The organism is Albidovulum sediminis, assembly GCF_025380365.1.
Classification (GTDB): Bacteria; Pseudomonadota; Alphaproteobacteria; order Rhodobacterales; family Rhodobacteraceae; genus Albidovulum; species Albidovulum sediminis.
Map to the genome: position 1 here is coordinate 1,504,209 of NZ_JAOCQF010000001.1, position 24,092 is coordinate 1,528,300.

Consider the following 24,092-nt stretch of genomic DNA (forward strand, 5'->3'; position numbering starts at 1 on the left):
AACCATCGGGGGCGGACATGACCAAGCCCATCCTGCGCAAGCTGCGCTGCGCCGTCTATACCCGAAAATCCTCCGAGGAAGGGCTGGAGCAGGAGTTCAACAGCCTGCACGCCCAGCGGGAGGCCTGCGAGGCGTACATCGCCAGCCAGCGCTCCGAAGGCTGGGTGCTGGTCCGTGACCAGTACGACGACGGCGGCATATCGGGGGGCACTCTGGAACGTCCGGCGCTACGGCGGCTTCTTCAGGATATCGAGGACGGGCTCATCGACGTGGTGGTGGTCTACAAGATCGACCGGCTCTCGCGCTCGCTGATGGACTTCTCCAAGCTGGTCGAGGTCTTCGACCGGAACGGCGTCACCTTCGTCTCGGTCACACAGTCGTTCAACACGACCACCTCCATGGGTCGGCTGACGCTGAACATCCTGCTCAGCTTCGCCCAGTTCGAACGCGAGGTGACGGCGGAACGGATCCGCGACAAGTTCCGGGCCTCCCGACAGAAGGGCATGTGGATGGGGGGCGTGCCGCCGCTCGGCTATGTGGTGAAGGACCGCAAGCTGGTGGAAGATCCTGAAGCTGCCGCGCAGGTGCGCTGGGTCTTTGCCCGGTTCCTCGAGATCGGGTCCGGAACCGTGCTAGCGCGCGAACTGGCCGACCGCGGGGTCACCACCCGGCACGGGCACCGGATCGACAAGAAGTTCATCTATCGGATGCTGTCGAACCGCGCCTATATCGGCGAGGCGGTCTACAAGGGCGAGAGCTACCCCGGCGAGCACGACGCGATCATCGACCGCAAGACCTGGGACCGGGTCCACACCATCCTGACTGAAAGCCCCCGCAAGCGCGCCGCCCGGACCAGAGCTGACACGCCCGCGCTGCTGAAGGGGTTGCTGTTCGGACCGGACGGCGCAGCGTTCTCGCCAACCCACACCCGCAAGGGCGGGCGGCTCTACCGCTACTACGTGAGCCAGACGGTGCTGAAGCATGGCGCGGGTTCTTGTCCGGTGGGCCGCTTGCCCGCGGGCGATGTCGAAGCCGCCGTCATCGACAAGCTGCGCGCCGTCTTCCGACAGCCAGAGATCGTGGTGGGGACATGGAAGGCCGCCCGTGCCGAAGTCGCCGACATCACCGAGGCCGACGCCCGCGCGGCCCTGCAGCAACTCGACCCGCTTTGGGACGAACTGTTCCCCGCCGAGCAGGCGCGCATCGTGGCGCTGCTGGTCGAGCGCGTCGACATCGGCACTGACGGGCTCAACTTCCGGCTCCGGATGGACGGCCTCGGAGGGCTCGCGCGCGAGATGCTGTCTGGCAGCATCGGAGCAGCGGCATGACCCGCGCGACGGCGGTCCCTGAGACGGTCACAATCCACGTGCCATTCCGCATCGTGAAGCGCGGCGGGCGGAAGGAGATGCAGCTGCCAGAAGGCGGCACGCCCCCGGCGAGGGCCGACAGCACGCTGGTCAAGGCGCTAGCGCGTGCATTCCGCTGGAAGCGGATGCTGGAGTCGGGCGAGTTCACCACCATCGCCGAACTGGCCGAGCGTGAGGGGATCGCGCCGTCCTACATGACACGCGTCCTGCGCCTGACACTGCTCGCGCCCGACATCGTCGAGGCGATCCTGGACGGGAAGCACGGGCCAGCGGTGACGCTCGCGCAGGTGCTGGAGCCGTTTCCGTTGGAGTGGATGGAACAGCGATCAAGCCTTCGTTGACCGACGCGAACGGCCCTGAGCAGACGTTGGCACCGCCGCAGCAACCGTCCGCTTTGAGACTAATTGGTCGCATTTTTCCGTATTTCAGCCCAAAGTGCATCCATCTGCAATTCCAGTAAGCGTGAGGGAGCCTGTGCCTGCCAGAACGCGACAATCACAAGCACTGCTCCCAACAGTTGCAGATCATTTTCGGCTGCTAGAAGGACAGGGGCAGGGTCGCGACCCGCTACGACCGATCCGCCAGAATGTTCGTCTTCGCCGTTGACCTCTCCGCCAACATCATGTTCTGGCTACAATTCAAGAATGAGTCCGACCCTAGCGCAGGAATCTTCGCAACGCATGCTGCATTCCTCGGACCAAACTGGGGGGTGTCCTCGGCCAGAGATTGGCGATTGCATAGCGAAGCCGTTCTGGGTGAACACTCTCGAATGTTGATTCAGTCGCGGCCCTCTGCGGCTTGGAGACGCAATGGAACGGTTTCAGCGCAACCCGGGACTTCTGAGGAGCCTCCAACACCTCGACGCGTTCGCGCGTCGCGGAACGCTGGCCGAGGCAGCCGGCGAGCTCGGTGTTTCGGTCAGTGCTGTCAGTCATCAGTTGAACGAACTGGCGACGTTTATCGGTGAACCCCTGGTCGTGAAGACCGGGAGGCGGTTGACCCTGACCGACACCGGCAGACTTCTGGCGCAGGACGTGTCGCAGGTCCTGCGGTTGCTTGACGCAAGCCTCAATACCGCTGTGGGCAAGGGACGACATACACTCCGGATCTCGGTCTGTTCGGCCTTCGGTCCGTACTGGCTGGCGCCGCGCCTTCCCTTGTTCAGAACGGCCTACCCGGACGTCGACGTAGAATTGACGATGTACACGCTTGACCCGCAGACCATCGAAACGGGCTTTGACGTTGCCATCACGACAGCCACTTTGGGGGGCGGGGTCCAGGCCGTGCCGTTTCATGAAGAGACACTGGTTGCCGTCGCCTCTCCCGCAGCGCTCGCCGGTGGCGATCCCGAGGGGCTTGCCCTCATTACCACTGACACTCAGGCCACCGCGCCCGGCGCAGAATGGAACAGATTCGACGTGATGTCCGGCGGCATGATGGTTGCGAAGAAGCAGGGCGACTGGCTTTTCTGTTCGCACTACATCCTCGCCCGCGAAGCGGCGCGGGCTGGACTTGGCGCGGCACTTCTTCCGGACTTCATGGCCAAGGAGGGCCTTGCAGACGGAAGCCTGGTCACGATCCACCCGTTGTCCATGCCTGCTGGGCGGACATACCGGCTGTGCTTCAAGTCGGCCAGAGAGCAAGAGTACCCCATCAGGTTGTTTTCGCGGTGGATCCGTGCGCAGAAGTCCTGAATAGGCAGAGCAATCGAACGACTACGACAGTCAAAGTTTGATTTTGGCTCAACTATATACAAGATCGCTCAATTGACACCAGACCACCCATCCGGTTCCTTAGAGAAATCCGGAGGGTGGTACTAATGTCCCAAGAACTGCATGTTAATCAAAAGGTTCTGGCGCATTTTCGTGCAATGGGGCGCCGATTTCTTGTGCAGACTTTCCTGTATTCCAGCTCAACTCTTGTTCGGCAATCCAGTCGGAAAGTCGAGAAGGTTCTGATCTGTTTCAAGGCGCGGGGCCTTGTGTTCGTAGAGACTTACTCAGTTCTCTTCGCGCGTCGCCAATTCTTTGCAGCTGCGCGACGGGAAAGGGTGGCTTGATCCACCCAGCCGGTTGACGAGCAGACAGGTTAGTAGGTTCTGGCGCGCGTACCGCGCAATACCAAGGCGCCGAGCATTGCCAGCTCGGAACAGGAAACAGGTTCATGCAAGGGAGATGAAAATGGCGTTTCGTTCCTTCTTTCTGGTGACGGCAGTTATCCTTCCGTCTGCCGCTTTCGCCGAAATGCCGGTGTTTTCCGCCCAATGTCTTGAGAATTATGTCGACGCCGACAGCACTGGCACCGTCCGCATCAATGGTGCGGTGATGGACGTCGAGCGGTTCAACGAACACTATTATCAGGCCCGGATGGAGAGCCTGATCATCAGCATCAGCCATGAAGGCGGCGGTCGCGATCTGATTGTGAATTTTACCGGCCCCGGTGGGTCAAACGGGGTCTGCACGGTTCTGGGCGTCCAGAGTGCCGAGGCGCCGATGGAGCCGATGGCACCCGAGGGCGGCGCCGGCGGTCCGGACCATTTCACTGTCAGCGTCGATACAAGGCTTAAGGTGCACTCACAACCCTCCACGTTGTCGCCGACCGTCGGCATCCTTCCGAACGGGGCTGTGGTTGAGAACCGCGGGTGCCGGCAGTCGGACGGGCGCAGCTGGTGCCACATCTCGGATGGGGATGTTTCAGGTTGGGCGGCTTCGGAGTTTCTGGTCGAAGGCACCGGGCCGGTCCGTTCGGCGCGTGCAACGCCGGTCCATGCGGGCAAGGATGCCGGTCATACCGCCGAGCGCGTGCGCTTCCCGCGTGGCTCCTCGGGAACCGAGTTCACCGACAGTCTGGACGCGGGGAAATCGCACCGCTTCGTTGTGGGGGCTTCGAACGGGCAGGATCTCTATGTCCGCATCGACGCGGGCGGGCCAGGACTGTCCTACCGCATCCTCAACCCAAATCACACCGCACTGGTGGATGAGATCCGCGCCGACATGGAGTACCGCGGGCAGCTGTGGCAGTCCGGGGATCACGTCATCGAGGTGTTCAACCGCAGCGGAAGCACGATGACCTACGACGTCATCATCGGGGTGGAGTGAGGGCCATGCGATACGGAACCGGACTTCTCGCCGTATTGCTCGCGTCCCCAGCCTTCGCGCAGGTTTCTCCTGAGACGGTCGGTGCCGGAATCGGATTTGTCGCCGGAATGATCATGGCGATCCTGATCGGGGCGGTGATCGGCTGGCTGGCAAGCTTGATCGTCAAGGGCAGCGGTTCGGGCCTGTTAACCGACATCCTTGCGGGCGTGGGCGGCTCCATGCTGGCCAGCTACCTGCTGCCAAAACTCGGCATCACGCTCGGTGGCGGTTGGTTCGGTGCCTTCCTGGCCGCCCTTGCGGGAGCTGTCCTCATCCTGGTCGTCCTCAAGCTTGTCCGCCGGGCATGACGGCCCACTGAAAGGGAGACTTGCGACTATGTTCTATTCCAAGACATCCCAACCGCGCAGCCTACTCATTGGCGCTCTGGCCTGCCTCGCCCTGACTGCAACAGAAGCCCCGGCCCAGTCGGTCGATTTCATGCAGAACGAATGTTCAAGCGTGGCCCAGACCTTCTATCGCGACTTCACTGCGGCAACCGAAATGCAGTACAACGGGCGCCGGGTCGATGGAACGCATGCGATCAATGGCCGGATCTACCTGGAGACCCGGGCCGCCGACTTTGCCTGCTCCTACAACAGTTCCGGTCGCCGGATGGTCGAGTTCGTCGCTGAGGGCCGGAAGCAGAACGGCTTCCTTCCCGGCGGAAATGCAGGCGGGACCGGCGGGGCGACGGGGGTCGATGCCGCGATCGTCCGGGTTACAGGTCTATCTGCCGGAGACGTGCTGAACGTTCGCAGCGGCCCCGGGACCGGATTCCGGATCATCGGCGCGCTGGCGAATGGCGACAGGGTCAAGCGCCTGCGGTGTGAGAACCCAGGCGGCGCGACCTGGTGCCTGATCGAAATGCAGACGGACATGCGCGAGCAGGGCTGGGTCAGTGCCCGCTATCTGTCCAGGGGCGTGGCATCCGATGGCGGTACGGCCACCCAACTGCCCGAGCCGCCCGGTCCGGCAGCGACGACCACCGCCCGTATCCGCTTCCCGGCGGGGGAAACCGGCGTCCAGTTCAACGAGTCGCTCAAGGGGAACTCGGTCCGTCGCTATTTGCTGGGGGCAAGAAAGGGGCAGTTCCTTTTCTTCAATCTGGGATCGAGCAGTTCCTCGGTGACCTGGCGCATTCTCAATCCCGATGGCTCGCTCATGGACCGCGGTCCTGCCTCGAAGGGCTACCAGGGCCAACTCTGGCAGTCCGGCGACCATGTGATCGAGATCACCAACAGCGGCGACAGGACCCGGACATATCAGGTGATCCTGGGCGTCAAACGATAATCCTTTGAACGAAAGCAAGTCACTATGTCGCAAAGCACACAATCCATACGCCGTCGCCGTCTTCCAGAGGGCGTCATCGGCGCGTCATTGGCCTGTCTCATCCTCGCTGCGCCCGCATCTGCTCAGGACGACGTTGCCGGAGCCTGCGCGGATGCTGCCCGGCAGTTCTTCAACAACTTCGACGCCGTGGCCGACATGCGCGCCGACGATCCGCGCGTGGACGGCAGCCGCACGGCGGGTGGCACGTTGGATCTTGGAAACTATGTCGCGGAAGTCCGCTGTGGCTTCCCCGCCAAGGAGCTGCGGCTGACCGAGTTCTTCGTCGACGGGTCCGATCAGTTGGCGACGCTGCAGTCTGGTGGCGTCAGCGGCGGTGCCGACATGCCGAACTATGAGCGGCCAGTAGGCGGCGTCCTTCCCGAAGGCTCAAGCTTCACGGCAAGCTCCATCATCAATTGCGAACGGCCGGGAACCGGTGCCGGGCAATGTGATGCAGGCGTCGTGCGCGAAGGGAACGGCAACGGTGCCCTCTTCGTGTTCTGGCCCGATACCGGTAGCCGCGTCCTCTACTTCGAGAACGGCGAGATCATCCGGTACGACGAGTCCGAAGCCGATGGCGGCGCCAAGCTGAGCGTCACGCGCGACGGCGACATCCAGATCGTCACCGTGGGCGACGCACGTTTCGAGGTGGTCGACGCCCTACTGATCGGCGGTTGAGCCGCCAGCGACTGAGACACTGAGTTCAACAATGGGAACAAGGGGAAAGAAATGTTCCAATCCATCAAGGCCGTTCTTGCAGTCACCGCGCTGGCCGCCTTGGGGGCCTGCGTCGAAGATACGGGCATGCCGACCTCGCCTGCAGGGCCGTCGATGATCACGACCTTCGATCCCGCCGTGAGCAGCACGGCGGTAAATGTGTGCCAGAACACGCTGGCGCAGCAGGTCGACGGCAACGTCACTGTCGTCGGCACCGAGTACTCGGAAGCGAACGTGGGCGTCTACATGCGCGTGGGTGCGAACGGTGCGCCTTGGCGCTGCCTGGTCTCGAACGACGGGCGGGGCGCGTCGGTCATGTTCCTTGGCAGCGAAGGCGCGGCGTAGGGTTGGTAGCGAGTGAGGGCGGGCGGCGCGTGCCGCCCCCCGCGTTCCGAAAGGGACCGATGGGATGGCGCAAGGTGTCCTGATCTGCGGTTGGGTGCTGCGAGCTTTCGCAGTGCTGTACCTGCTTGCACTGGTGATCTTCCTTGTCGGGACGTTCGGGCTGTTCGGTCAGACCCGCGACCCGCTGTCCGGAGTGTTTCTGGTGCCACTGGGATGGCCGTGGAACCGGTTTGTGGACCTTGCGCCGCAATCGACCTGGCCTTGGCTCGCCGCGCTCGCGCCGCTTGTGAACATCGGCCTGCTGGCCCTCTTGTGCCGCTGGGCACGAAACTGAAGCCTCGCCCCCGGGAAAACTGGGGCGGAGAAAGTGATGCCTCCATTTGAGACGTCGCACGACCGGTACTTGTCAGAGAGAAAGGAATGAAATGAAGGTTGCACTAGCACTTGGCGCCCTGGCAATCGGATCATCGACGGCCTATGCCGGTGGCCCGGTCACGCCTGCGCCCGAGCCCGTAGTCATGGCTCCCGCCGCCCCCGCGCCAGCCGGCATCGACTGGACTGGATTCTATGCCGGTGGCCAATATGAAAACCTCACGGGTGGTGGTTCTCTTACACCGCCAGGGCTTGCTCTGGATCTCGATGGCAATGTGGCTGGCGTGTTTGCAGGATATCGGCGAGATTTCGGTCGGCTCGTTGTTGGCGGTGAGCTTGACTATGTGAAGGGCGACTTCACCTGGTCCGGCGGCGCGCTGCTGCCAACGGACCTCGACGTTGACAGCATGCTCAGGGTCGGTCCGGAAGTCGGCTTCGATCTCGGTCGCGTCCTGATCTACGGAACCGCTGGCTATGCAAAGATCGACATCACGAACCCGGCGGTGTCCCAGTCGGATTCCAGTAGTGGCTACTTCTACGGAATCGGTGCGGACGTGCTTGTCGGAAACCGTGTCACGGTCGGTGTAGAGGTCCTTCGGCACAAGTTCGACGATTTCGGCGGACCGCTTGCCATCTCGAACACCGTCGTGGAGCCGACGACGGCAGGATTGAACATCGCGATCCGGTTCTGATGACACACCACCGGGCTGAGCGGCCATCTTGACGATCTCCGCTCAGCCAGCGATGGCCTGCTCTTGGGTCATCGGCGACTGACCGCATGCAGGAATTGCATGGATGCATTCGCGCGTGCTTGCCGTGTGCCGCTGGGTCATCGGCGCATCTTTCTTGAATACTTCGCGCTTCGCAAATGCCCGGAGTTCCAGCAGTTGGGCAACCGTCAGCATTCCTAAGCCAAAGGACATCTCAGGATGAAACCGCTCGGGCCTCGTTCCATGACTTCACCCGTCTCGGCGGCAGATAGAGGCAAGGCGCTTTTGCCCCCATTCCTGACGAGTCTCATTCTGGGACTAGTTTCAATCCTCTTCAACTTGTCGATATTTCATCGCGCCGTGGCCGAGACTCAGGCGCCGATCGAAACCGTGCAGCCCTGTTTTGTGGCCCCGTTTCCAGAGATGAGGGAGCCTATCGGCCCATTCGAATGCGGCTACGTGGTCGTCCCGGAGAACCATGTCGCTCCCTCTGATCGTACAATCCGGCTGGGCTTCGTCCGCCTTCCCGCAAGGCGGCCTGCAGATGCTGCGCCGATCTTCATGTTGTCGGGCGGCCCGGGCAATTCCCTTTTGCAGCCCGTCACGTTCAGCTTGTTCTCAGACGAGATGCTTGGTCCTCTGCGCGAAGACCGCGACATCGTGATCCTGGAACAACGAGGATCGATGCACAGCGTCCCGCGACTTGATTGCCCGCTGGTGCACCGCCTGCCCTGGATGGTCAACCAGCTTGGGCTCGACCGGGAGGCTGGGCGCTCCCTTTCCCACTCGGTCCTCGCCGATTGTGTTGCGCAGGCACGAAGCCACGGAATCGATCTGTCGCAATACAACAGTCTTGCCATCGCCGCCGACATCGATCTTGCCCGCCAATCCCTCGGCTACGATCAGATCATCTATTACGGGGCGTCTTATGGTTCGCAGCTCGGCCAGCATATGATGCGGGATTATCCCGAGACGCTTGCAGCAGTAGTTCTCGACGGGGCCAGTGCGTTGTCGGTCCGAAGCTGGATGCAGGACCGGGTCATCAACGTCGACGAAGGGCTGGAGCACCTGGTTGCAACCTGCGAGGCCGATGGAAAGTGCGCAGAAGCCTACGACATCCGGGCACTGCTGGACCAGGCAATGGCGCTGTTTGCGGATGGCCCGATCCCGGCAAGCTTTACGGACCCGAGTAACCCAGAGACGACGGTCTCGCTGTCCCTGAACGAAGAGGACTTCGCCATGGCGGTCTACGAGATGCAGACCGGCCAGATCTTTATCCGGTCCCTGCCCGCAATGTTGCACATGGCAGTGGCGGACGGTCGGCAGTCCATGGCGACTGTTCTCGGCGAGGTTGTCGGCCCGAAAATCGTCGCTGCGCGCAACGCGCAAGGTGGTATTGTGACCCTGATGCACGCCGCTGTGGTCTGCTCCGACGACCCCGTCACCTCGGACAAGGACATGGTCATCCCCGAGGGGGCTTCCGCCTTCGCGCGTGTCTTCGGTGAGGCGGTTCTCGATGAATACCTGATGTATTGCGAGAGTGTCGATGTTCCGCCGCTTCCTGACGCAACCGATGTTGACCCCGTGGTTGATGTGCCTACGCTGATCCTCAGCGGCTGGCTGGACGTGCGCACGCCGACGGCGCGAAGCCTTGAGGTGGCCAAAGCGCTTCCCAAGGCTACCCTTGTGACGTTCTGGGAGGGAACGCATGTCCAACTGGCCGAGGTCAACACCTGTGCAGCCCAGATCGTTCGCGTGTTCGTTGCAGATCCTGAGGCGGAAGTCGATGCGAGCTGCGTAGGCGAGACTCCCAAACGCGGCTTCGTCTTGCCGGATTTCTCGATCAGCGTGGATCCCGATTGACTTTGTCTGCTCGCGCCGCGCAGCTGTCTAGGCCTGCCCCTTCAGCTTAACTTTCCCGTCGCAACTGGTAATTCACACCAAGCCAGAAGAGGCTGCGCATCGTTCAGCATGCGGCGCAGGTCTGAGCAGGACCTAAATCGCCCGAATGCGATGGTCCGCTGGCCATGACCGTTCACTTCGCGCTTGCCAACCTCGTGTCGGTCTACCTGATCGCCCATGCCGTTATGGCTACGATCCATCACTTTGCGAGGTCGGGACAGTTTGGCAAGATGTGTAAACTTTAGGAAGGAATGAAGACCGCAGGCTGAGTGCCCAATTCGCAGTGCAGACCTTGGAGATCAATGCAGCGAACTTCCGCTCTCCGCCCTTTTCGGCAAAGAGACTGGCCGCAGAAAAGGCACTTGTCTCCTTCACATTTGGCCGTCCGGATGACTGGCTTCACGCATGCTCATCGGCGAAGCGGCTCTTGGTTGGCACGCGGTATATGTTGGATTTCAGTTCCATTGCACCGGTCGCGATTTGTGTCGAAGTGTTCAGGTGGGGCGTCGGAAAAACCTATTAAGTTCTAATGGTTGAAAGCTATTCACCAAATCCGCGCAGTCATGAGGTTCTGAGAATATCGCCCCTGAGAGACCGCTTTCGGGCCTATTGGCACCTATGCCGGTGCTCAGCCCACCCTGCATAACCCTCGAAAAAAACGAAATAATCCGGCCGCAGCCGGATCGGGAGAACGCTTTCGCAAAGGCAAATGGCGGACAGAGAGGGATTCGAACCCTCGAGACGGTTCCCCGCCTACACACTTTCCAGGCGTGCGCCTTCGACCACTCGGCCATCTGTCCGTGGCGCGTTCTTTACAGGGGTAAAGTGGTGCCGCGCAAGGGGGGCGGCCGGAAATCCGCGACTTTTCAGGGGGCAAGCAGGATGTTCACGCGGCGGTTCTGGCGGCCCTTGTTCTCGATCTTGCCCAGCGTCACCCGTCCGATCTCGCCCGTGCGCGCGACATGGGTGCCGCCGCAGGGCTGCAGGTCCACCTGATCCGCCCCGGCCCCGATCCGAACGAGCCGGACCCGGCCCTGCCCCATCGGCGGCTGGACCGACATCGTCTTGACCAGCCCCGGGTTCGCCGCAAGTTCGGCGTCGGTGATCCAGTCGTCGGTCACCGGCAGGTCGCGGGCGATGAGCGCGTTCAGCGCCGCCTCGATCGCGGCGGGGTCGGCGGGCGGTTCCGGCATCAGGAAATCGAGCCGCCCCTTGTCGGCACCGATCTGCCCGCCGGTCACCGGCAGGGGGATCACCACCGACAGCAGGTGCAACGCGGTGTGCACGCGCATGTGGCGGTGACGGCGGTCCCAGTCGAGCGTCTGGGTCACCCCGGTGCCCGGCTCCGGCAGCGGGCCCGGCGCCTCGGGCACCAGAACGATGGCGCCGTCCTCGCCCTTGACGGCCGTCGCAATGGCGATCTGCGCATCCCCGAAGCCCAGCGTGCCGCTGTCGCCCGGCTGTCCGCCCGACGTCGGGTAGAAGATCGTCGCATCAAGCACGATCCCGCCCTCGGGCGTGTGGCCGACGACCCGTGCGGGCGCCTCACGCAGGTAGGCATCGGTTCGGAACACCGGGTCCGTCATCTGTCGCCTTCCTCGTCCTCGCTCGGGTCATTGTGGATCAGGCGCGGGTCGGGTGTCCTGCGCGCCTCGGGTGCGGCGGGCGTTGCGGGTGCGGGCGCGGCGACCCGCGCCTCGCCGCGCAGCGCCTCGGGGTTGCGGATCCAGATGTCGCGCTGGGCGAATGGAATCTCGATCCCCTCCTCGGCAAAGCGGCGGACGATCTCGTGGTTCATCTCCGACAGGACCACGTTCTTGAAGTTCACGTCCGACAGGATCGCGCGCACCTCGAAGTTCAGGGAATCGGCGCCGAGGTCGGTGAAGATCACCGCCGGCGCGGGATCGACAAGGACCAGAGGTTGGGCATTGGCGATCTCCTTCAGGATCGCCTCCACCCGCCGCGTGTCGCTGCCGTAGGCCACCCCGGCCTTGAGGATGAGGCGACCGGTCAGATTGCCCCGCGTCAGGTTGGTGACCACGCCCGACACGAGGTCGCCGTTCGGCACGATCACGTCGGTGCGGTCGAAGGTCTCGATCCAGGTCGAGCGGACCGAGATACCCTTGACGATGCCGAACTGGCCGTTGACCTCGATCATGTCGCCCTCGGAGATCGGCCGCTCGATCAGGAGGATGATGCCCGAGACGAAGTTCTGGACGATGTTCTGCAGGCCAAAGCCGATGCCCACCGACAGCGCGCCCGCGACGATGGCCAGCGAGGAAAGATCGAGCCCCGCGGCGGTGATCGAGACGAGCGCGGCCAGGAATATCCCGACATATCCCACGCCGGCGGCCAGCGCGTTCTGGACGCCCTTTTCCAGGTTGGTCCGCGGCAGGACCGAATACTTCAGCGCACCCTGCACTAGCCGGGTGGCGAGGTAGCCCATCACAAAGACCGCAACGAGCGTCAGGAACGAGGTCGGCGAGATCCGCGTCTCGCCCAGCACGATGCCGCCGCGGAAGCGATTCCAGGCCTCCCACAGGTCGGCGGTGCGCGCGCCCCAGATCAGCGCCAGCGCCGGCAGCGCCGACAGCGCCAGGACGAAGACGAGCAGGACCGGGACCAGCGCCTCGCGCCCCTCTTCGCCGGAGCGCGACACGACCAAGTAGATGTCGGTCAGGAAGCGGTGCAGGACGATGACGAGGCCAACGAGCGCCAGCGTGCCGAGCGCGGGCCAGATGAGCGCGTTCGACGCCGCCACATAGCCCACCGCGCCAAGCAGCGGCGAGACCACCGAGGCGGCGACAAGCGCGGTGCCGAACAGCTTCTGGATGCGCGCGCCAAAGGCGCGTTCGTCGGTGTCGAGCGCGCCTTCGCGGCGGCGGATGAGGTGGCCGAGACGGAACAGGAAGACGGCGACAAGGACGGCGACCGGGAAGGCCCAGACCGATTGCGCCGCCTGCGACAGCGGCGGGCGCACGTCGGTGGCGAAGGCCACCCGCATCACCTCGAGCGCGGCTGCGACGCCCAGCATGCTGGCGTGGAAGCGCGCCTCGGCCGGACGCTCCACCACGATGGGTGCCGTCGTGCCGCCGGTGAAGACCGAGGCACCGAGCCACCGCGCGAGGAAGAAGGCCGCCGCCGCCTCGGGCAGCGCCCCGATCAGTTCGCCCGACCTGAGCCCCGTCATGCCGGTCGCCCTGGTGGCCATGACCAGAAGGAGCACGCCGAGGACCGGCACGACGACTTGCCCCAGCGACAGGATCGTCGCGGCCAGCGCGCGGGTGCGCATCGAGTTCGAGCGATGAAGGCGCGCGGTCATGTTGCCGATGAAGCCCGGCGCGCGCAGGACGAGGATACCCGCGATTGCAAGGTAGAGGATGATGACGGGCAGGTTGTTGCGCAACTCCGTCCGCCGCGCGGGGTTTTCCCATGCCCCGACGGTTTCGCCCCAAAGGGTCTTCAGCCCCTGCGTCAGGACCGCCGCGCCGGCCGGCCAGTTGATCGGGTTCACCGGCGACGGCGACAGCTTCAGGAGCGCATCGGCCTGGCGGTCGCGGATCAGCGAGTCGATCTCGCGGATGATGCCTTCGGCGCGGCTGTGCGCCTCGACCGCGGCGATGCCCGGCGCCTCCAGCTTGGCAAGCTGATCGTTCAGCGCCGACCGGCGTTCCGCGATCTCGGGGGCTTCGGACTGGCCTTCGCTGGGCGCCGCGCCCAGCGCCGCGATCTGGCTGCGCAGGGTCTCGATCCGCTGCTGGTTGGCCGACTGGACCGCGGCGAACCGGGCGCGCCAGTCGACGATGCGCTGGCGCAGCTGTTCCATCGCCTGGTTCGAGGCGCGGTCTTCCTCCAGCACCTGTTCGGCCAGGGCCGCGTCCTTCTCCCACTGCGCATAGTCCGGCGCGGCCGGCGCCTCCTGCGCCATCGCCGCCCCGGCGAACGGACCGGTGAGCCCCGCCGGCGCCGCAAGTGCCGCGAGAAGAACGATCAGGAGAAGGCGCAGTCCCCGCATCAGCCTTCGAAGACCGAGGGCAGGTCCCGCGGCTCGCTGTCAAGCCAGGACGGAACCGGCAGGCCCTTGGCGCGCAGGAAATCGGGGTTGAACAGCTTGGACTGATAGCGGTTGCCGTAGTCGCAGAGCACGGTGACGATGGTGTGGCCTGGCCCCATCTCGCGCGCCATGCGGATGGCGCCCGCGACGTTGATGCCCGACGACCCGCCCAGGCACAGCCCCTCTTCCGCCAGAAGGTCGAAGACGATGGGTAGCGCCTCGCTGTCGGGGATGCGCCAGGCCATGTCGGGGGTGAACCCCTCGAGGTTGGCGGTGATGCGCCCCTGCCCGATCCCCTCGGTGATGGAGGAGCCTTCGGACTTGAGCACGCCCGTCGTGTAGAAACTGTAAAGCGCCGCCCCTTCGGGGTCGGCCAGACCGATCTTCACCCCCCTGGGCTGCAGCGCCATCGCCACGCCCGCCAGCGTACCCCCCGACCCCACGGCGCAGACGAAGCCGTCGACCTTGCCGCCGGTCTGCTCCCAGATCTCCGGCCCGGTCGTCTCGACATGGGCCTGGCGGTTGGCGACGTTGTCGAACTGGTTGGCCCAGATCGCGCCGTTCGGTTCGGTCTGCGCCAGCGCGGCGGCCAGTCGGCCGGAATAGCGGACGTAGTTGTTCGGGTTGGAATAGGGTGCTGCCGGCACCTGCACCAGTTCGGCGCCCGCGAGCCGCAGCATGTCCTTCTTTTCCTGGCTCTGCGTCTCGGGAATGACGATGACCGTGCGGAAGCCGAGCGAGGCGCCCACCAGCGCAAGCCCGATGCCGGTGTTGCCCGCCGTCCCCTCCACGATGGTGCCGCCGGGCTTCAGAAGCCCCTTCGCCACCGCGTCGCGGATGATGAAAAGCGCGGCGCGGTCCTTGACCGACTGGCCGGGGTTCATGAACTCGGCCTTGCCGAGAATCTCGCAACCCGTCTGCTCGCTCGCCCGGTGCAGGCGCACCAGCGGCGTGTTGCCGACCGCCTCGGCCAGATCCTTGTGAATGCGCATCCGCAACTCTCCCGTTGGTCGGTCCATACCTAGGACGGTGGGCGCTGGACCTCAAGCCCCGCGACCGTGGCGGGCCCGGATTGCCGCGCGCTCGCGCGCAAGCGTCATCCCGAGGATGAGGAGAGGCGCGTTGTTGACCTCGCCGCTCGCGATCAGGTCCATGAGATCGGGGAACCCCACCAGATGCGCGCGGATGTCCTCGGCCTCGCCCTCGACCCCGCCGAGCCCGGCCGCGCCGTCGGGCAGGTCGGCAAGACCGATGAAGGTATAAAGATACTCCGCCTTGGCGCCCGGCGTGGGATAGTAATGTGCGGCCGGGATCAGGTCCGACAGGACCAGTCCCGCCTCTTCCACGGCTTCGCGCCGGACGGCCTCCTCGGGCGTCTCGTCGGGATCGACCCGGCCCGCGATCGCCTCGATCAGCCAGGGTTCGCCGTCGCCCCGCGCGAAGGGGCCGGTGCGGAACTGCTCGATCAGGAGCACGCGGTCGCGGACCGGGTCGTAGGGCAGCACCACCGCCGCGTCGGAGGAGATGAAGGCCGCGCGGTTCACCGTCTCGCTCATCGTGCCGTCGAAGCGGCGGAAACCGAGGTCGTATTCCTCGACCGCGAAGAAGCGGGCATAGGGCTGGCGCCAGGCCGAGACCACGACATCGCCCTCAACGGCGCGGCGGCGCAGGCGCGCGGGCCCCCTCTCCCGCGCTCTCAGGCGCGAGGCCGCGTGCATCAGGATCATCCGGTAACGGCGCGCGATGTCGCGCGCGGAACGTGTCCCCATCAGCCTCATCACCTCGGCCGACGCCTCGACCGCGACCGCGCCCCAGTGCACCACCCAATCCTCAAGCCGCCAGGGCGCGCCCGGCTGCCACCGCCCGGCGTCGGGAAAATAGACGCGCGCCACCACCCGGCGCCCGCCCGCGTCCACCGCCAGGTCACGCGTGCGGTAGTCGAACCCGCCCTCGTAGTGATCCAGCCGCGCCAGGTCTTCGGGCCCCAGCCCTTCGGCCAGAACGCCCTCGGCGCCCGCGCCACCCTCCACGATCAGTGGAAAGTTCTGCCCCGCCGCCCAGAAGACCGAATGCCCGGCAAGCCGCGCAGGCGTGACCGGAACCTCGCGCCCCAGGACCGCCGCCAGCAGCGGAGGATGGCACAGGGTGCCGTAGAAGAAGAGATCGGCCAAGATGTCAGTCCCAGCGCTTGGCGGCCCATTCGGTCAGCATGCCGGCCAGCCCGCCGCCCACCAGCAGCACCGCCAGCACATCGGGGAACAGCACGAAGGCGCCGAACTTGATGAAGATCCGCGCAATGTCGACCACCGCCTCCATCGGGCCGTCGTACATGTTGCGCAGGGTCTGGCGCAGCATCTCCCCGATCGCGTAGACGAGCAGCGCCCAGGCCGTGGCGATCACCGCCGTCTTCATCCCCGATCCGACCGAGCGGACATAGCCCCGCCGGGTCATCGGCCCCATGATCATCCAGCCGCAGGCCATGCCGACCACGGCGGCGACCTGCCACATGTAATCATACTTGGTGCCTTCGGGCAGGTGCGGAACCACGATCTGCGCGGTGAAGAACGCGAGCAGGGCGAAGGCGAGCGCGCCGACAAGCTTGGCTGCCGTGGGCATCAGACGGCCGGCCTGGTGACGGTGATCTGCGTCACGTCGCAGTTGCCGCCGTGGAAGGCGCCCGCGCAGGACGTCAGGTAGAAGTTCCACATCCGCCTGAACCTTTCGTCGAATCCCATCTTGGAGACGTCCTCCCAGCGCGCGTTGAAGGTGTCATGCCAGCGGCGCAGGGTCTGGCTGTAGCTTTCCCCGAATTCGAACGATCCGACAAGACCCAGCCCCGCACGGGCGATTTCCCGGCGCAGCGCCGTGGGGCTGGGCAGCATGCCGCCGGGGAAGATGTACTTCTGGATGAAGTCCACGCCCTTGCGATAGGTGTCGAAGCGCCGGTCCTGGAGCGTGATGATCTGAAGCGTCGCGTTGCGCCCCGGCTTCAGCCGGTCGCGCACCGTATCGAAGTAGACGGGCCAGTATTTCTCGCCCACCGCCTCGAACATCTCGATCGAGGCGATGCCGTCATAGGTGCCGCGTTCGTCGCGATAGTCCTGCAGCTTGATCTCCACCCGGTCGGAAAGCCCGGCCCGCGCCATCCGCGCCAGCGCGTATTCGCGTTGCGCCTTCGAGATGGTCAGCGCGGTGACCTTCAACCCGCGTTCGCGCGCGGCGTATTCGCAGAACCCGCCCCAGCCGCAGCCGATTTCGAGGACGTGATCCCCCGGCTGCGCACCGATCCGGTCCACCATCGAGGCGTATTTGGCCTTCTGCGCCGCCTCCAGGCTTTCCTGCCCGCTGGTAAAGAGCGCGGAGGAATAGGTCATGCTCTCGTCGAGCCAGAGACGGTAGAAATCGTTTCCGAGGTCATAGTGATAGGCGATGTTCTTCTTCGCCTGCCGCTTGCTGTTCGATTTCAGGAAATGGCGCATCCGTTCGTAGAAGCGCACCAGCCCCATGCCCGGAAACCCGTCATACAGGCGTTCGTTGTGATCGTGGACAAGGTCCATGAAGGCCTGAAGGTCGGGCGTCGTCCAGCCGCCGTCGAGATAGGCATCGCAAAAGCCCAGATCCCCCTCGCGGATCAGGCGGGCGAAGACGTCGGGATCATGAACGCGGATCTCCGCGACATAGCCGGGCGCACGGCCCTCGGCGCGAAAGCACCGCCCGTCGTCGAGCACGAAATCGAGCCGCCCCCGCTCCAGCTCGCTGGCGATGCGGAAGGTCTGCGCGAAGTAACGTGGCAGGTTCTTCTGTCCCTCGGTCGAAGAAAGTGCGTCCATGGCTCCCCCCTCAGGCAGAATCAGTAACCGAAACCCCGGCCTCAGGGCAACAATTTCAGCGTCTTCCACTGCGCAAGCGCGTCAAGCGCGCGCTGGCGCCCCGCCGCGGGCTCGATCCGGCGCCGCGGATAGGGCGCATAGGGGTCAAGGCCCCAGGCCCTTGGCGCGGCCGCGAAGTAGGAAAGCGCCTCGGCCGGGGGGTGGGCCTGCCCCTCGGCGATCCAGCGGCGGCGGTAAAGCTGCAAGGGGTCGAACTTCTCGGCCTGCGTCTCGGGGTTGAAGACGCGGAAGTAGGGCGCGGCGTCGGGTCCGGAGCCTGCGACCCACTGCCAGCCCATCGCGTTGGAGGCAGGGTCCCAGTCGGTCAGGCAATCGGCGAACCAGGCAAGCCCGATGCGCCAGTCGGTCAGCAGGTGCTTGGTCAGGTAGGACGCCGCGACCATGCGCGCGCGGTTGTGCATCCGGCCCGTCACATACATCTCGCGCAGCGCGGCATCGACGAAGGGCTCCCCCGTCATGCCCCGCCGCCAGGCCTCCGCATCCGGGCTCTCGCCCCGCCAGGGAAAGCGGTCCCAGTCGCGGTTCCAGTTTTCCCGCGCCATGTCGGGGGAATGGTGGAGGAGGTGGTGGGCGAACTCGCGCCAGCCAAGCTCCGACAGGAACTTGCCGTTGCCGCCCGCCCGCGCGGTTTCGGCCCAGATGGTGCGGGGCGAAATCTCGCCCTGGGCCAGGTACTCCGACAGGCCCGACGTCGCCGCCTCGGCGGGGAAGTCCCGCCTTTCGGCATAGCGGGCGAGGGTGGTGCCCAGAAATTCCGCAAGGCGGTTCAGCGCCGCCGCCTCGCCGGGCGCGGAATGGCCGCGCACCACCGCCGCGCCCGACCTCAGCGCCGCGCCCGGCCGCCAATCGTCCAGCCGGTCCGATGCGGGCCAGGCAGAGGGCGCCGGCAGCGTGCCGGGCGCAGGCAGCGGCCGGCCGGGGTCGAGCCGCGAGGCCGCGCGCCAGTAGGCCGAAAACACCTTGAAGCCGGTCCCCTGCCCCGTCGCGACCGCCTCGGGCTCGAAAAGCAGGTGGCCCGGAAAGCTGCGCGCGGCCAGCCCTGCCGCCCTGAGCGCCGCCTTCACCGCCACGTCGCGCGCCCGCGCCTCGGGGTCGTAGGCGCGCGACCACCAGACGGCCTCCGCCCCGGTTTCCGCAGCCAGCCGCGCCAGCACCTCTGCCGCCCCGCCCCGCCTGAGGATCAGGCGGGACCCCTTCGCGGCCAGCGTCCCGGCGAAGACGCGCAGCCCCTCGCCCCAGCGCCACATCGCGGCCGCCCCCCAGCCTTCGGCCACCGGATCGAGGATCGCGACCGGGATCAGCGGCCGGCCCGCGCGCGCGGCCTCGTGCAGCATCGGATGGTCGGCCAGCCGCAGGTCGCGGCGGAACCACAGAAGGATCGGCCGCGTGCTCACCGCCCGCCGCTCACAGCACCTTGTCGAGTGCAGCGATCAGGCGCGCGACCTCGTCGGCGGTGGTGTAATGCGTGGCCGAGAGCCGAAGCACGCCCTTGTCGAGGTCGACGCCCATCGCCGTCAGCGGCCGCACCGCGTAGAAATCCCCCGCCCAGCAGTTGATGCCGTGCGCCGCAAGTGCTGCCGACACCGGCTCCGCACGCCGGTCGAGCGCCACCGCGACCGTCGGGGCGCGGCGGTCCGCATCGCGCGGGCCGATCAGGCGAAGATCGTTGCGCGCCGCCAGGTAGTCGAGCAGCGGCTGGATCAGCGCCACCTCATGCGCGCGGATCAGGTCGTGCACCTGCTGGCCACGCACCCGCGGGTCGGGTTCGGCGCGCAGGAAGTGGTGGGCGTGAAGCGCGTCGAAATAATCCGCCATGCCCGCGCTGGCCGCGATCTGCGCGTGGTCGGGACCGGCGGGCGTGAAGCGCTTGTAAAGCACCTCACCGTTGAACCAGTGGCCCTGGTTCGGCAACCGCATCCCGAGGTCGCGGCGAATGGCCATGATGCCCTGATGCGGCCCGTAGACCTTGTAGGCCGAGAAAAGATAGATGTCGGTGCCGAGCGCGCCGACATCGGGGATGCCGTGGGGCGCGTAGCTCACGCCATCGACGCAGGTCGCGGCCCCGGCCGCATGGGCGATCGCCACGATCTCGGCCACCGGGTTGATCTCGGCCACCACGTTCGAACAATGCGGGAAGGCGACCAGCCGCACCTTGCCGTCGGCCAGAAGGGGCGCCAGCCGCGCGGGGTCGAGATGCCCCGTCGCCGGGTCGATCTTCCATTCGCGGACCTCGACCCCCTCCTCCCCCAGCCGCCGCCAGGGGCCGGAGTTCGCCTCGTGGTCCTGATCGGTGACCACGATCGCCTCGCCCGGCTTCAGGTAGCGGCGGAAGGCCTGCGCCAGCACATAGGTGTTGGCGGTCGTCGAGGGGCCGAAGCTCAGCTCATCCTTGGCGATCCCCATCATCGCGGCCAGCCGCTGGCGCGCCTCGTCCATCTCCTCCCCGCCCAGGCGCCCGGCCTCGTAGGGCGCGTAGGGCTGCACCTTGCGTTCACGGTAGAACCTGGTCAGCCGGTCGATCACCGGGCCGCAGGCATAGGAACCGCCCGCATTCTCGAAGAACGCCTTGTCGGCAAGGGCAGGCTCGGAAAACGCCGGGAACTGGCTGCGGACATAGACGGAATCGAGCTGGAGCTGGGACATGTCGGACACCTCTTTCGTTGCGGGCGATCCTTGCCCGCGCCCTGTGCCTTCGCAAGGGGCAAAAGCTAGCGCTCGGCGCGTTCGAACCGGCGGAACAGGAGCGAGAGCAGAAAGCAGAGGCCGCCGTACAGCACCGCCGTGGTGATCCACGCCTCGAAGATCGCGCGGGTGGAGGACACAAGCTCGACCGTCTTGTAGGTCAGGTCGTGGACCGAGATCAGCGAGACGATGGCAGAGTTCTTCACCAGCGCGATGAACTCGTTCGCCAACGGCGGCACGACCTTGCGCATCGCCTGCGGCAGCACGACGAAACGCATCTCGTCCGCCCAGGTCATGCCGATCGCCTGCGCCGCCTCGCGCTGGCCGCGCGGGATCGACTGGATGCCGGCGCGCACGATTTCACCGACGAAGGCGCTTTCAAACAGCGCAAGCACGACGATCCCGGAGATGAGCGAGGGGAATCGCCGCATGTCGCCGAAGAACAGTTCCCAGATCCAGGCGTTTTCGCCCCGCGCGATGCCGCGCGCCCAGGCTTCGATCCTGAAGGCGGCGATCAGCTGTTCGGACAGGAAGAAGTAGAAGATGAAGATGACGACGACGGCGGGGATGTTGCGCAGAAACTCCAGGTAGGTCCGCGCCAGCATCCGGATCGTCAGGTTCTGCGCCACCCGCGCCAGCCCCAGCGCCGTGCCAAGGACCAGCGCCAGAAGACCGGCGAGGACCGAGATGCGGACAGTGTTGATCAGCCCCTGCATCAGGATGTTGGCGACCCAGCGGCCCTGTTCCTCGTCGTAGCGGAACAGGTATTGCGGGATGATTTCCCAGCGCCACTTGTACTTCAGCGTCCCGTCGATCTGGAACCAGACGTAGCCGAAGAACAGCCCCAGCAGGGCGAGGATCGCCCAGTCCGCCCAATGCAGTTTCCTCAGCCGTCGCACCGTGCCCGCGCCCCGTTTCACCGCCTGCCGGGTGCCCCGCCGGATGGTCCGGCGGGGCGCCTCGTATCATTCGACCTGATCGGCCCAGTCCTCGGTCGTGAACCAGTAGTCATGCCGCTCCTTCAGCCAGCCCGACCGCCAGTTCTGCGCGATCCAGTTGTTGAAGTAGTTCTCGGCGTCCGGGTCGCCCTTGCGGAAGACGAAGCCTTCGCCGCGCTGGTCGAAGAGATCGCTTTCCATCACGAAAAGCGTGTCGGGATGGTTGCGTGCCTCGCGCGACGGCGTGGGTTCGGACGCCATGGTGGCATGGGCGTTGCCGTTCAGCACCTCCTGCGTCGCCGCCCCGTCCTCGTCGAACTGCAGCAGCGTCGCGTTGGGGAACATGGCAGCGATGACGGTCGCGGGCGTCGCCCCGCGGCGCGCCGAGAAGGTGATCGCGGGATCGTTCAGATCCGCCACCGTCTTGCCTTCCAGCATGGCCTTGTTGCCAAGGATCTTCAGGCCGGAATAGGCGTAGGGGTCGGAGAAGTTGACCGTCAGGTTGCGCTGCGCCGTCCAGCTCATGCCAGAGATGATGACGTCGAACTTGCCCGACACCAGCGCCGGGATGATGCCGTCCCAGGCGGTCTCGACGAATTCGACCTCGACCCCCATGTCCTCGGCCAGCTTGCGCCCGACATCGAGCTCGAAGCCGATCAGGTCGCCGTTCTTGGCGCGCATCGACCAGGGCACGAACAGCGACAGACCGATCTTGATCACGCCGCGTTCCTTGATCCCCTCGATCACGCTTTCGCCCGCCAGCGCCTGCGCGGCCTGCTGGGCAACGGCGGGCAGCGCGACAAGGGCCGATGTCGCGATGGCGAAGGCCGCCGCCAGGAAGGTTCGTTTCGTTGTCATGGCAGTTCTCCTATGTTGGACTTGATCTTCAGGTCTTCACGGCATGGCGCTGCTCGAGACGGCTGACGAAGACCGACAGGCACAGCGTCACCACCAGGTAGACGAGCGCCACGGTGAACCAGATCTCGAAGCTCATGTAGGTGTCGGAGATGATGTTCCTGCCCGCCGTCGTCAATTCCGCGACCGCGATGACCGAGACGATGGCAGAGCTCTTTATCATGTTCACCGCCTCTCCGGTCAGCGGCGGCAGCATGAAGCGGATCGACTGCGGCAGGATGATGTAGCGGTAGGACTGGCCCCTTGTCATGCCGATCGACTTCGCCGCCTCCCACTGGCCGCGCCCGACCGAATTGATGCCGGCCCGGAAAATCTCCGACACGAGCGCGCCGTGAAAGACGCCAAGGCAGAGGACCGAGGCGGTATAGCGGTCGAAGCCGAAGATCGGCCCGCCGACGTAGTAGAAGACGTAGAGCAGCACCAGAAGCGGCATGTTGCGCACGATCTCCAGGAAGACGCGCGCCACCGCCTTGCCCACGACCAGGTCCGACAGGCGCAGCAGCGCAACTGCAAGCCCCACGATCAGCGCCAGCAGGAAGGCCACCGACGACAGCAGGAGCGAGGCGCCAAGCCCGGTGACAAGTTCCCCAAGCTCATACCCGCCCTCGGTCCGGCGCAGGAAATACTGCGGCACCCGGTACCATTGCCAGTTGTAGCCCATCGCCTCCGCCCCGGTGCGGGCGGTGCGGAAGATCAGCCAGATGATGATCGCGTAAAGCGCGATCGACACCACGCGGGAGGCGAACACCCGCCGCAGCGTCAGCCGCCGCCGGGGGCGGGCAGACGATGCGGGAAATGCAGCCTCGGCCATCGTCAATGCTCCAGGATCTGGTCGAGGAAGGCGCGGCAGCGCTCGCTTTTCGGCGCGGTGAAGAAGACGTCGGGTGGTGCGACCTCGACGATCTCGCCCCGCTCCATGAACACCATGCGGTCTGCGACCTTGCGGGCAAAGCCCATCTCGTGGGTGACGACGATCATGGTCATGCCGGTCCCGGCAAGCTCCACCATCACGTCGAGAACCTCGTTGATCATCTCCGGGTCGAGCGCCGATGTCGGTTCGTCGAACAGCATGATCCTTGGCTCCATGCAGAGCGAGCGGGCTATGGCCACGCGCTGCTGCTGGCCGCCGGAAAGTTGCGCGGGATACTTGTCGGCCTGTTCGGGGATGTGCACCCGTTCCAGGTACTTGCGCGCCCGCGCCTCCGCCTCGGCCTTCGCGATCTTGCGCACGCGCACCGGGCCGATGGTCAGGTTTTCCAGAACCGTCAGGTGCGGAAAGAGGTTGAACTGCTGGAACACCATGCCGACTTCCTGCCGGACGGCGCGGATGTCCTTGGTATCCTCGCCAAGCTCGATCCCGTCCACTACCAGTTCGCCCGAGGTATGCTCCTCCAGCCGGTTGATGCAGCGGATCAGCGTCGACTTGCCCGACCCCGACGGCCCGCAGATCACGATCCGCTCGCCCGAATGGACGTCGAGATTGATGTTCTTCAGCGCCTCGAATCCGTCATAGAACTTGCCGAGGCCGCGGATCTCGATGATCGGTCGCGCGGTCATTTCACCCCTTCTGCACAGGCCAGGCGGTCGTCCCGTTGATTTTGTCTACACTTATTCGATTCGCACAACCGGGATTCCCATGTCGCAAGCCTCGCGCAATACATGAGATATTCAACACATGATATTGTTATTCAAAGCAGAAGACAGCATCTGCGCAAATAACGATCATCCCCGATT

The 24,092-nt window shown here is 65.3% G+C and carries 24 protein-coding genes and 1 tRNA gene; 11 read left to right on the forward strand and 14 right to left on the reverse strand.

Going from position 1 to position 24,092, the window contains the following annotated elements; translation table 11 throughout:
- Positions 1-17: 17 nt before the first annotated feature.
- The 10 genes from N5I32_RS07530 to N5I32_RS07575 all read left to right on the forward strand — a co-directional run bounded on the left by N5I32_RS07530 (position 18) and on the right by N5I32_RS07575 (position 7,959).
- Entirely contained in the window at positions 18-1,328 is a 1,311-nt protein-coding gene (locus tag N5I32_RS07530; protein ID WP_261494783.1) for a recombinase family protein, read from the forward strand.
- A complete protein-coding gene (locus N5I32_RS07535; RefSeq protein ID WP_261494784.1) occupies positions 1,325-1,708 on the forward strand; it encodes a hypothetical protein in 384 nt (127 codons plus the stop codon). The genes N5I32_RS07530 and N5I32_RS07535 overlap by 4 nt, the downstream gene beginning before the upstream one ends.
- 468 nt (positions 1,709-2,176) lie before the next feature.
- A complete protein-coding gene (locus N5I32_RS07540; protein ID WP_261494785.1) occupies positions 2,177-3,061 on the forward strand; it encodes a LysR family transcriptional regulator in 885 nt (294 codons plus the stop codon).
- A gap of 486 nt (positions 3,062-3,547) precedes the next feature.
- A complete protein-coding gene (locus N5I32_RS07545; protein WP_261494786.1) occupies positions 3,548-4,465 on the forward strand; it encodes an SH3 domain-containing protein in 918 nt (305 codons plus the stop codon).
- Positions 4,466-4,470: 5 nt separating this feature from the next.
- Positions 4,471-4,812: a GlsB/YeaQ/YmgE family stress response membrane protein gene (locus N5I32_RS07550; RefSeq protein WP_261494787.1), complete on the forward strand. Its 342-nt coding sequence runs from the start codon at positions 4,471-4,473 to the stop codon at positions 4,810-4,812.
- On the forward strand, positions 4,796-5,794 hold the full coding sequence (locus N5I32_RS07555; RefSeq protein WP_261494788.1) for an SH3 domain-containing protein: 999 nt from the start codon (positions 4,796-4,798) through the stop codon (positions 5,792-5,794). The genes N5I32_RS07550 and N5I32_RS07555 overlap by 17 nt, the downstream gene beginning before the upstream one ends.
- Positions 5,795-5,818: 24 nt before the next feature.
- Positions 5,819-6,511, forward strand: a complete 693-nt coding sequence (locus tag N5I32_RS07560) for a hypothetical protein (protein ID WP_261494789.1) — start codon at positions 5,819-5,821, stop codon at positions 6,509-6,511.
- Positions 6,512-6,562: 51 nt separating this feature from the next.
- A complete protein-coding gene (locus N5I32_RS07565; RefSeq protein ID WP_261494790.1) occupies positions 6,563-6,895 on the forward strand; it encodes a hypothetical protein in 333 nt (110 codons plus the stop codon).
- A gap of 64 nt (positions 6,896-6,959) precedes the next feature.
- Entirely contained in the window at positions 6,960-7,229 is a 270-nt protein-coding gene (locus tag N5I32_RS07570) for a hypothetical protein (RefSeq protein WP_261494791.1), read from the forward strand.
- A 91-nt stretch (positions 7,230-7,320) separates the two neighbouring features.
- A complete protein-coding gene (locus tag N5I32_RS07575; protein WP_261494792.1) occupies positions 7,321-7,959 on the forward strand; it encodes an outer membrane protein in 639 nt (212 codons plus the stop codon).
- Positions 7,960-8,001: 42 nt separating this feature from the next.
- Here the strand turns inward: N5I32_RS07575 and N5I32_RS07580 are convergent, their stop codons facing one another.
- Positions 8,002-8,172: a hypothetical protein gene (locus N5I32_RS07580; protein WP_261494793.1), complete on the reverse strand. Its 171-nt coding sequence runs from the start codon at positions 8,170-8,172 to the stop codon at positions 8,002-8,004.
- Positions 8,173-8,196: 24 nt separating this feature from the next.
- Between N5I32_RS07580 and N5I32_RS07585 the strand changes: the two genes are divergently transcribed.
- On the forward strand, positions 8,197-9,840 hold the full coding sequence (locus N5I32_RS07585) for an alpha/beta fold hydrolase (RefSeq protein WP_261494794.1): 1,644 nt from the start codon (positions 8,197-8,199) through the stop codon (positions 9,838-9,840).
- Positions 9,841-10,589: 749 nt separating this feature from the next.
- Here N5I32_RS07585 and N5I32_RS07590 read toward each other — a convergent pair.
- The 13 genes from N5I32_RS07590 to N5I32_RS07650 form a co-directional block, all read right to left on the reverse strand.
- Positions 10,590-10,679: transfer RNA gene (locus N5I32_RS07590), tRNA-Ser, on the reverse strand.
- A gap of 66 nt (positions 10,680-10,745) precedes the next feature.
- A complete protein-coding gene (locus N5I32_RS07595) occupies positions 10,746-11,465 on the reverse strand; it encodes an alanyl-tRNA editing protein (RefSeq protein ID WP_261494795.1) in 720 nt (239 codons plus the stop codon).
- Entirely contained in the window at positions 11,462-13,894 is a 2,433-nt protein-coding gene (locus N5I32_RS07600) for a DUF3772 domain-containing protein (RefSeq protein WP_261494796.1), read from the reverse strand. Before N5I32_RS07600 ends, N5I32_RS07595 begins: the two co-directional genes overlap by 4 nt.
- Entirely contained in the window at positions 13,894-14,925 is a 1,032-nt protein-coding gene (locus N5I32_RS07605) for a cysteine synthase A (protein WP_261494797.1), read from the reverse strand. Before N5I32_RS07605 ends, N5I32_RS07600 begins: the two co-directional genes overlap by 1 nt.
- Positions 14,926-14,976: 51 nt before the next feature.
- Positions 14,977-16,104, reverse strand: coding sequence for an NUDIX domain-containing protein (locus N5I32_RS07610; RefSeq protein WP_261494798.1), 1,128 nt, complete (start codon positions 16,102-16,104; stop codon positions 14,977-14,979).
- Between the two features lie 4 nt (positions 16,105-16,108).
- Positions 16,109-16,549 carry a TrgA family protein gene (locus N5I32_RS07615; RefSeq protein ID WP_261494799.1) on the reverse strand — a complete coding sequence of 147 codons (441 nt, stop codon included), beginning with the start codon at positions 16,547-16,549 and terminating at the stop codon, positions 16,109-16,111.
- Positions 16,549-17,763 carry an SAM-dependent methyltransferase gene (locus N5I32_RS07620; RefSeq protein ID WP_261494800.1) on the reverse strand — a complete coding sequence of 405 codons (1,215 nt, stop codon included), beginning with the start codon at positions 17,761-17,763 and terminating at the stop codon, positions 16,549-16,551. The genes N5I32_RS07615 and N5I32_RS07620 overlap by 1 nt, the downstream gene beginning before the upstream one ends.
- 41 nt (positions 17,764-17,804) lie before the next feature.
- Positions 17,805-19,217 carry a cryptochrome/photolyase family protein gene (locus N5I32_RS07625; protein ID WP_261494801.1) on the reverse strand — a complete coding sequence of 471 codons (1,413 nt, stop codon included), beginning with the start codon at positions 19,215-19,217 and terminating at the stop codon, positions 17,805-17,807.
- 10 nt (positions 19,218-19,227) lie between these two features.
- Positions 19,228-20,466 (reverse strand): aminotransferase class V-fold PLP-dependent enzyme, encoded by a 1,239-nt coding sequence (locus N5I32_RS07630; RefSeq protein ID WP_261494802.1) that lies wholly within the window; start codon positions 20,464-20,466, stop codon positions 19,228-19,230.
- Between the two features lie 65 nt (positions 20,467-20,531).
- Positions 20,532-21,425, reverse strand: coding sequence for an amino acid ABC transporter permease (locus N5I32_RS07635; RefSeq protein ID WP_261494803.1), 894 nt, complete (start codon positions 21,423-21,425; stop codon positions 20,532-20,534).
- 45 nt (positions 21,426-21,470) lie between these two features.
- A complete protein-coding gene (locus N5I32_RS07640; protein WP_261494804.1) occupies positions 21,471-22,301 on the reverse strand; it encodes a transporter substrate-binding domain-containing protein in 831 nt (276 codons plus the stop codon).
- A gap of 28 nt (positions 22,302-22,329) precedes the next feature.
- Entirely contained in the window at positions 22,330-23,169 is an 840-nt protein-coding gene (locus N5I32_RS07645) for an amino acid ABC transporter permease (protein WP_261494805.1), read from the reverse strand.
- 2 nt (positions 23,170-23,171) lie between these two features.
- The gene (locus tag N5I32_RS07650; RefSeq protein WP_304504753.1) at positions 23,172-23,915 is read right to left on the reverse strand and encodes an amino acid ABC transporter ATP-binding protein; all 744 of its coding nucleotides are present in this window, start codon (positions 23,913-23,915) and stop codon (positions 23,172-23,174) included.
- Between the last annotated feature and the right edge of the window lie 177 nt (positions 23,916-24,092).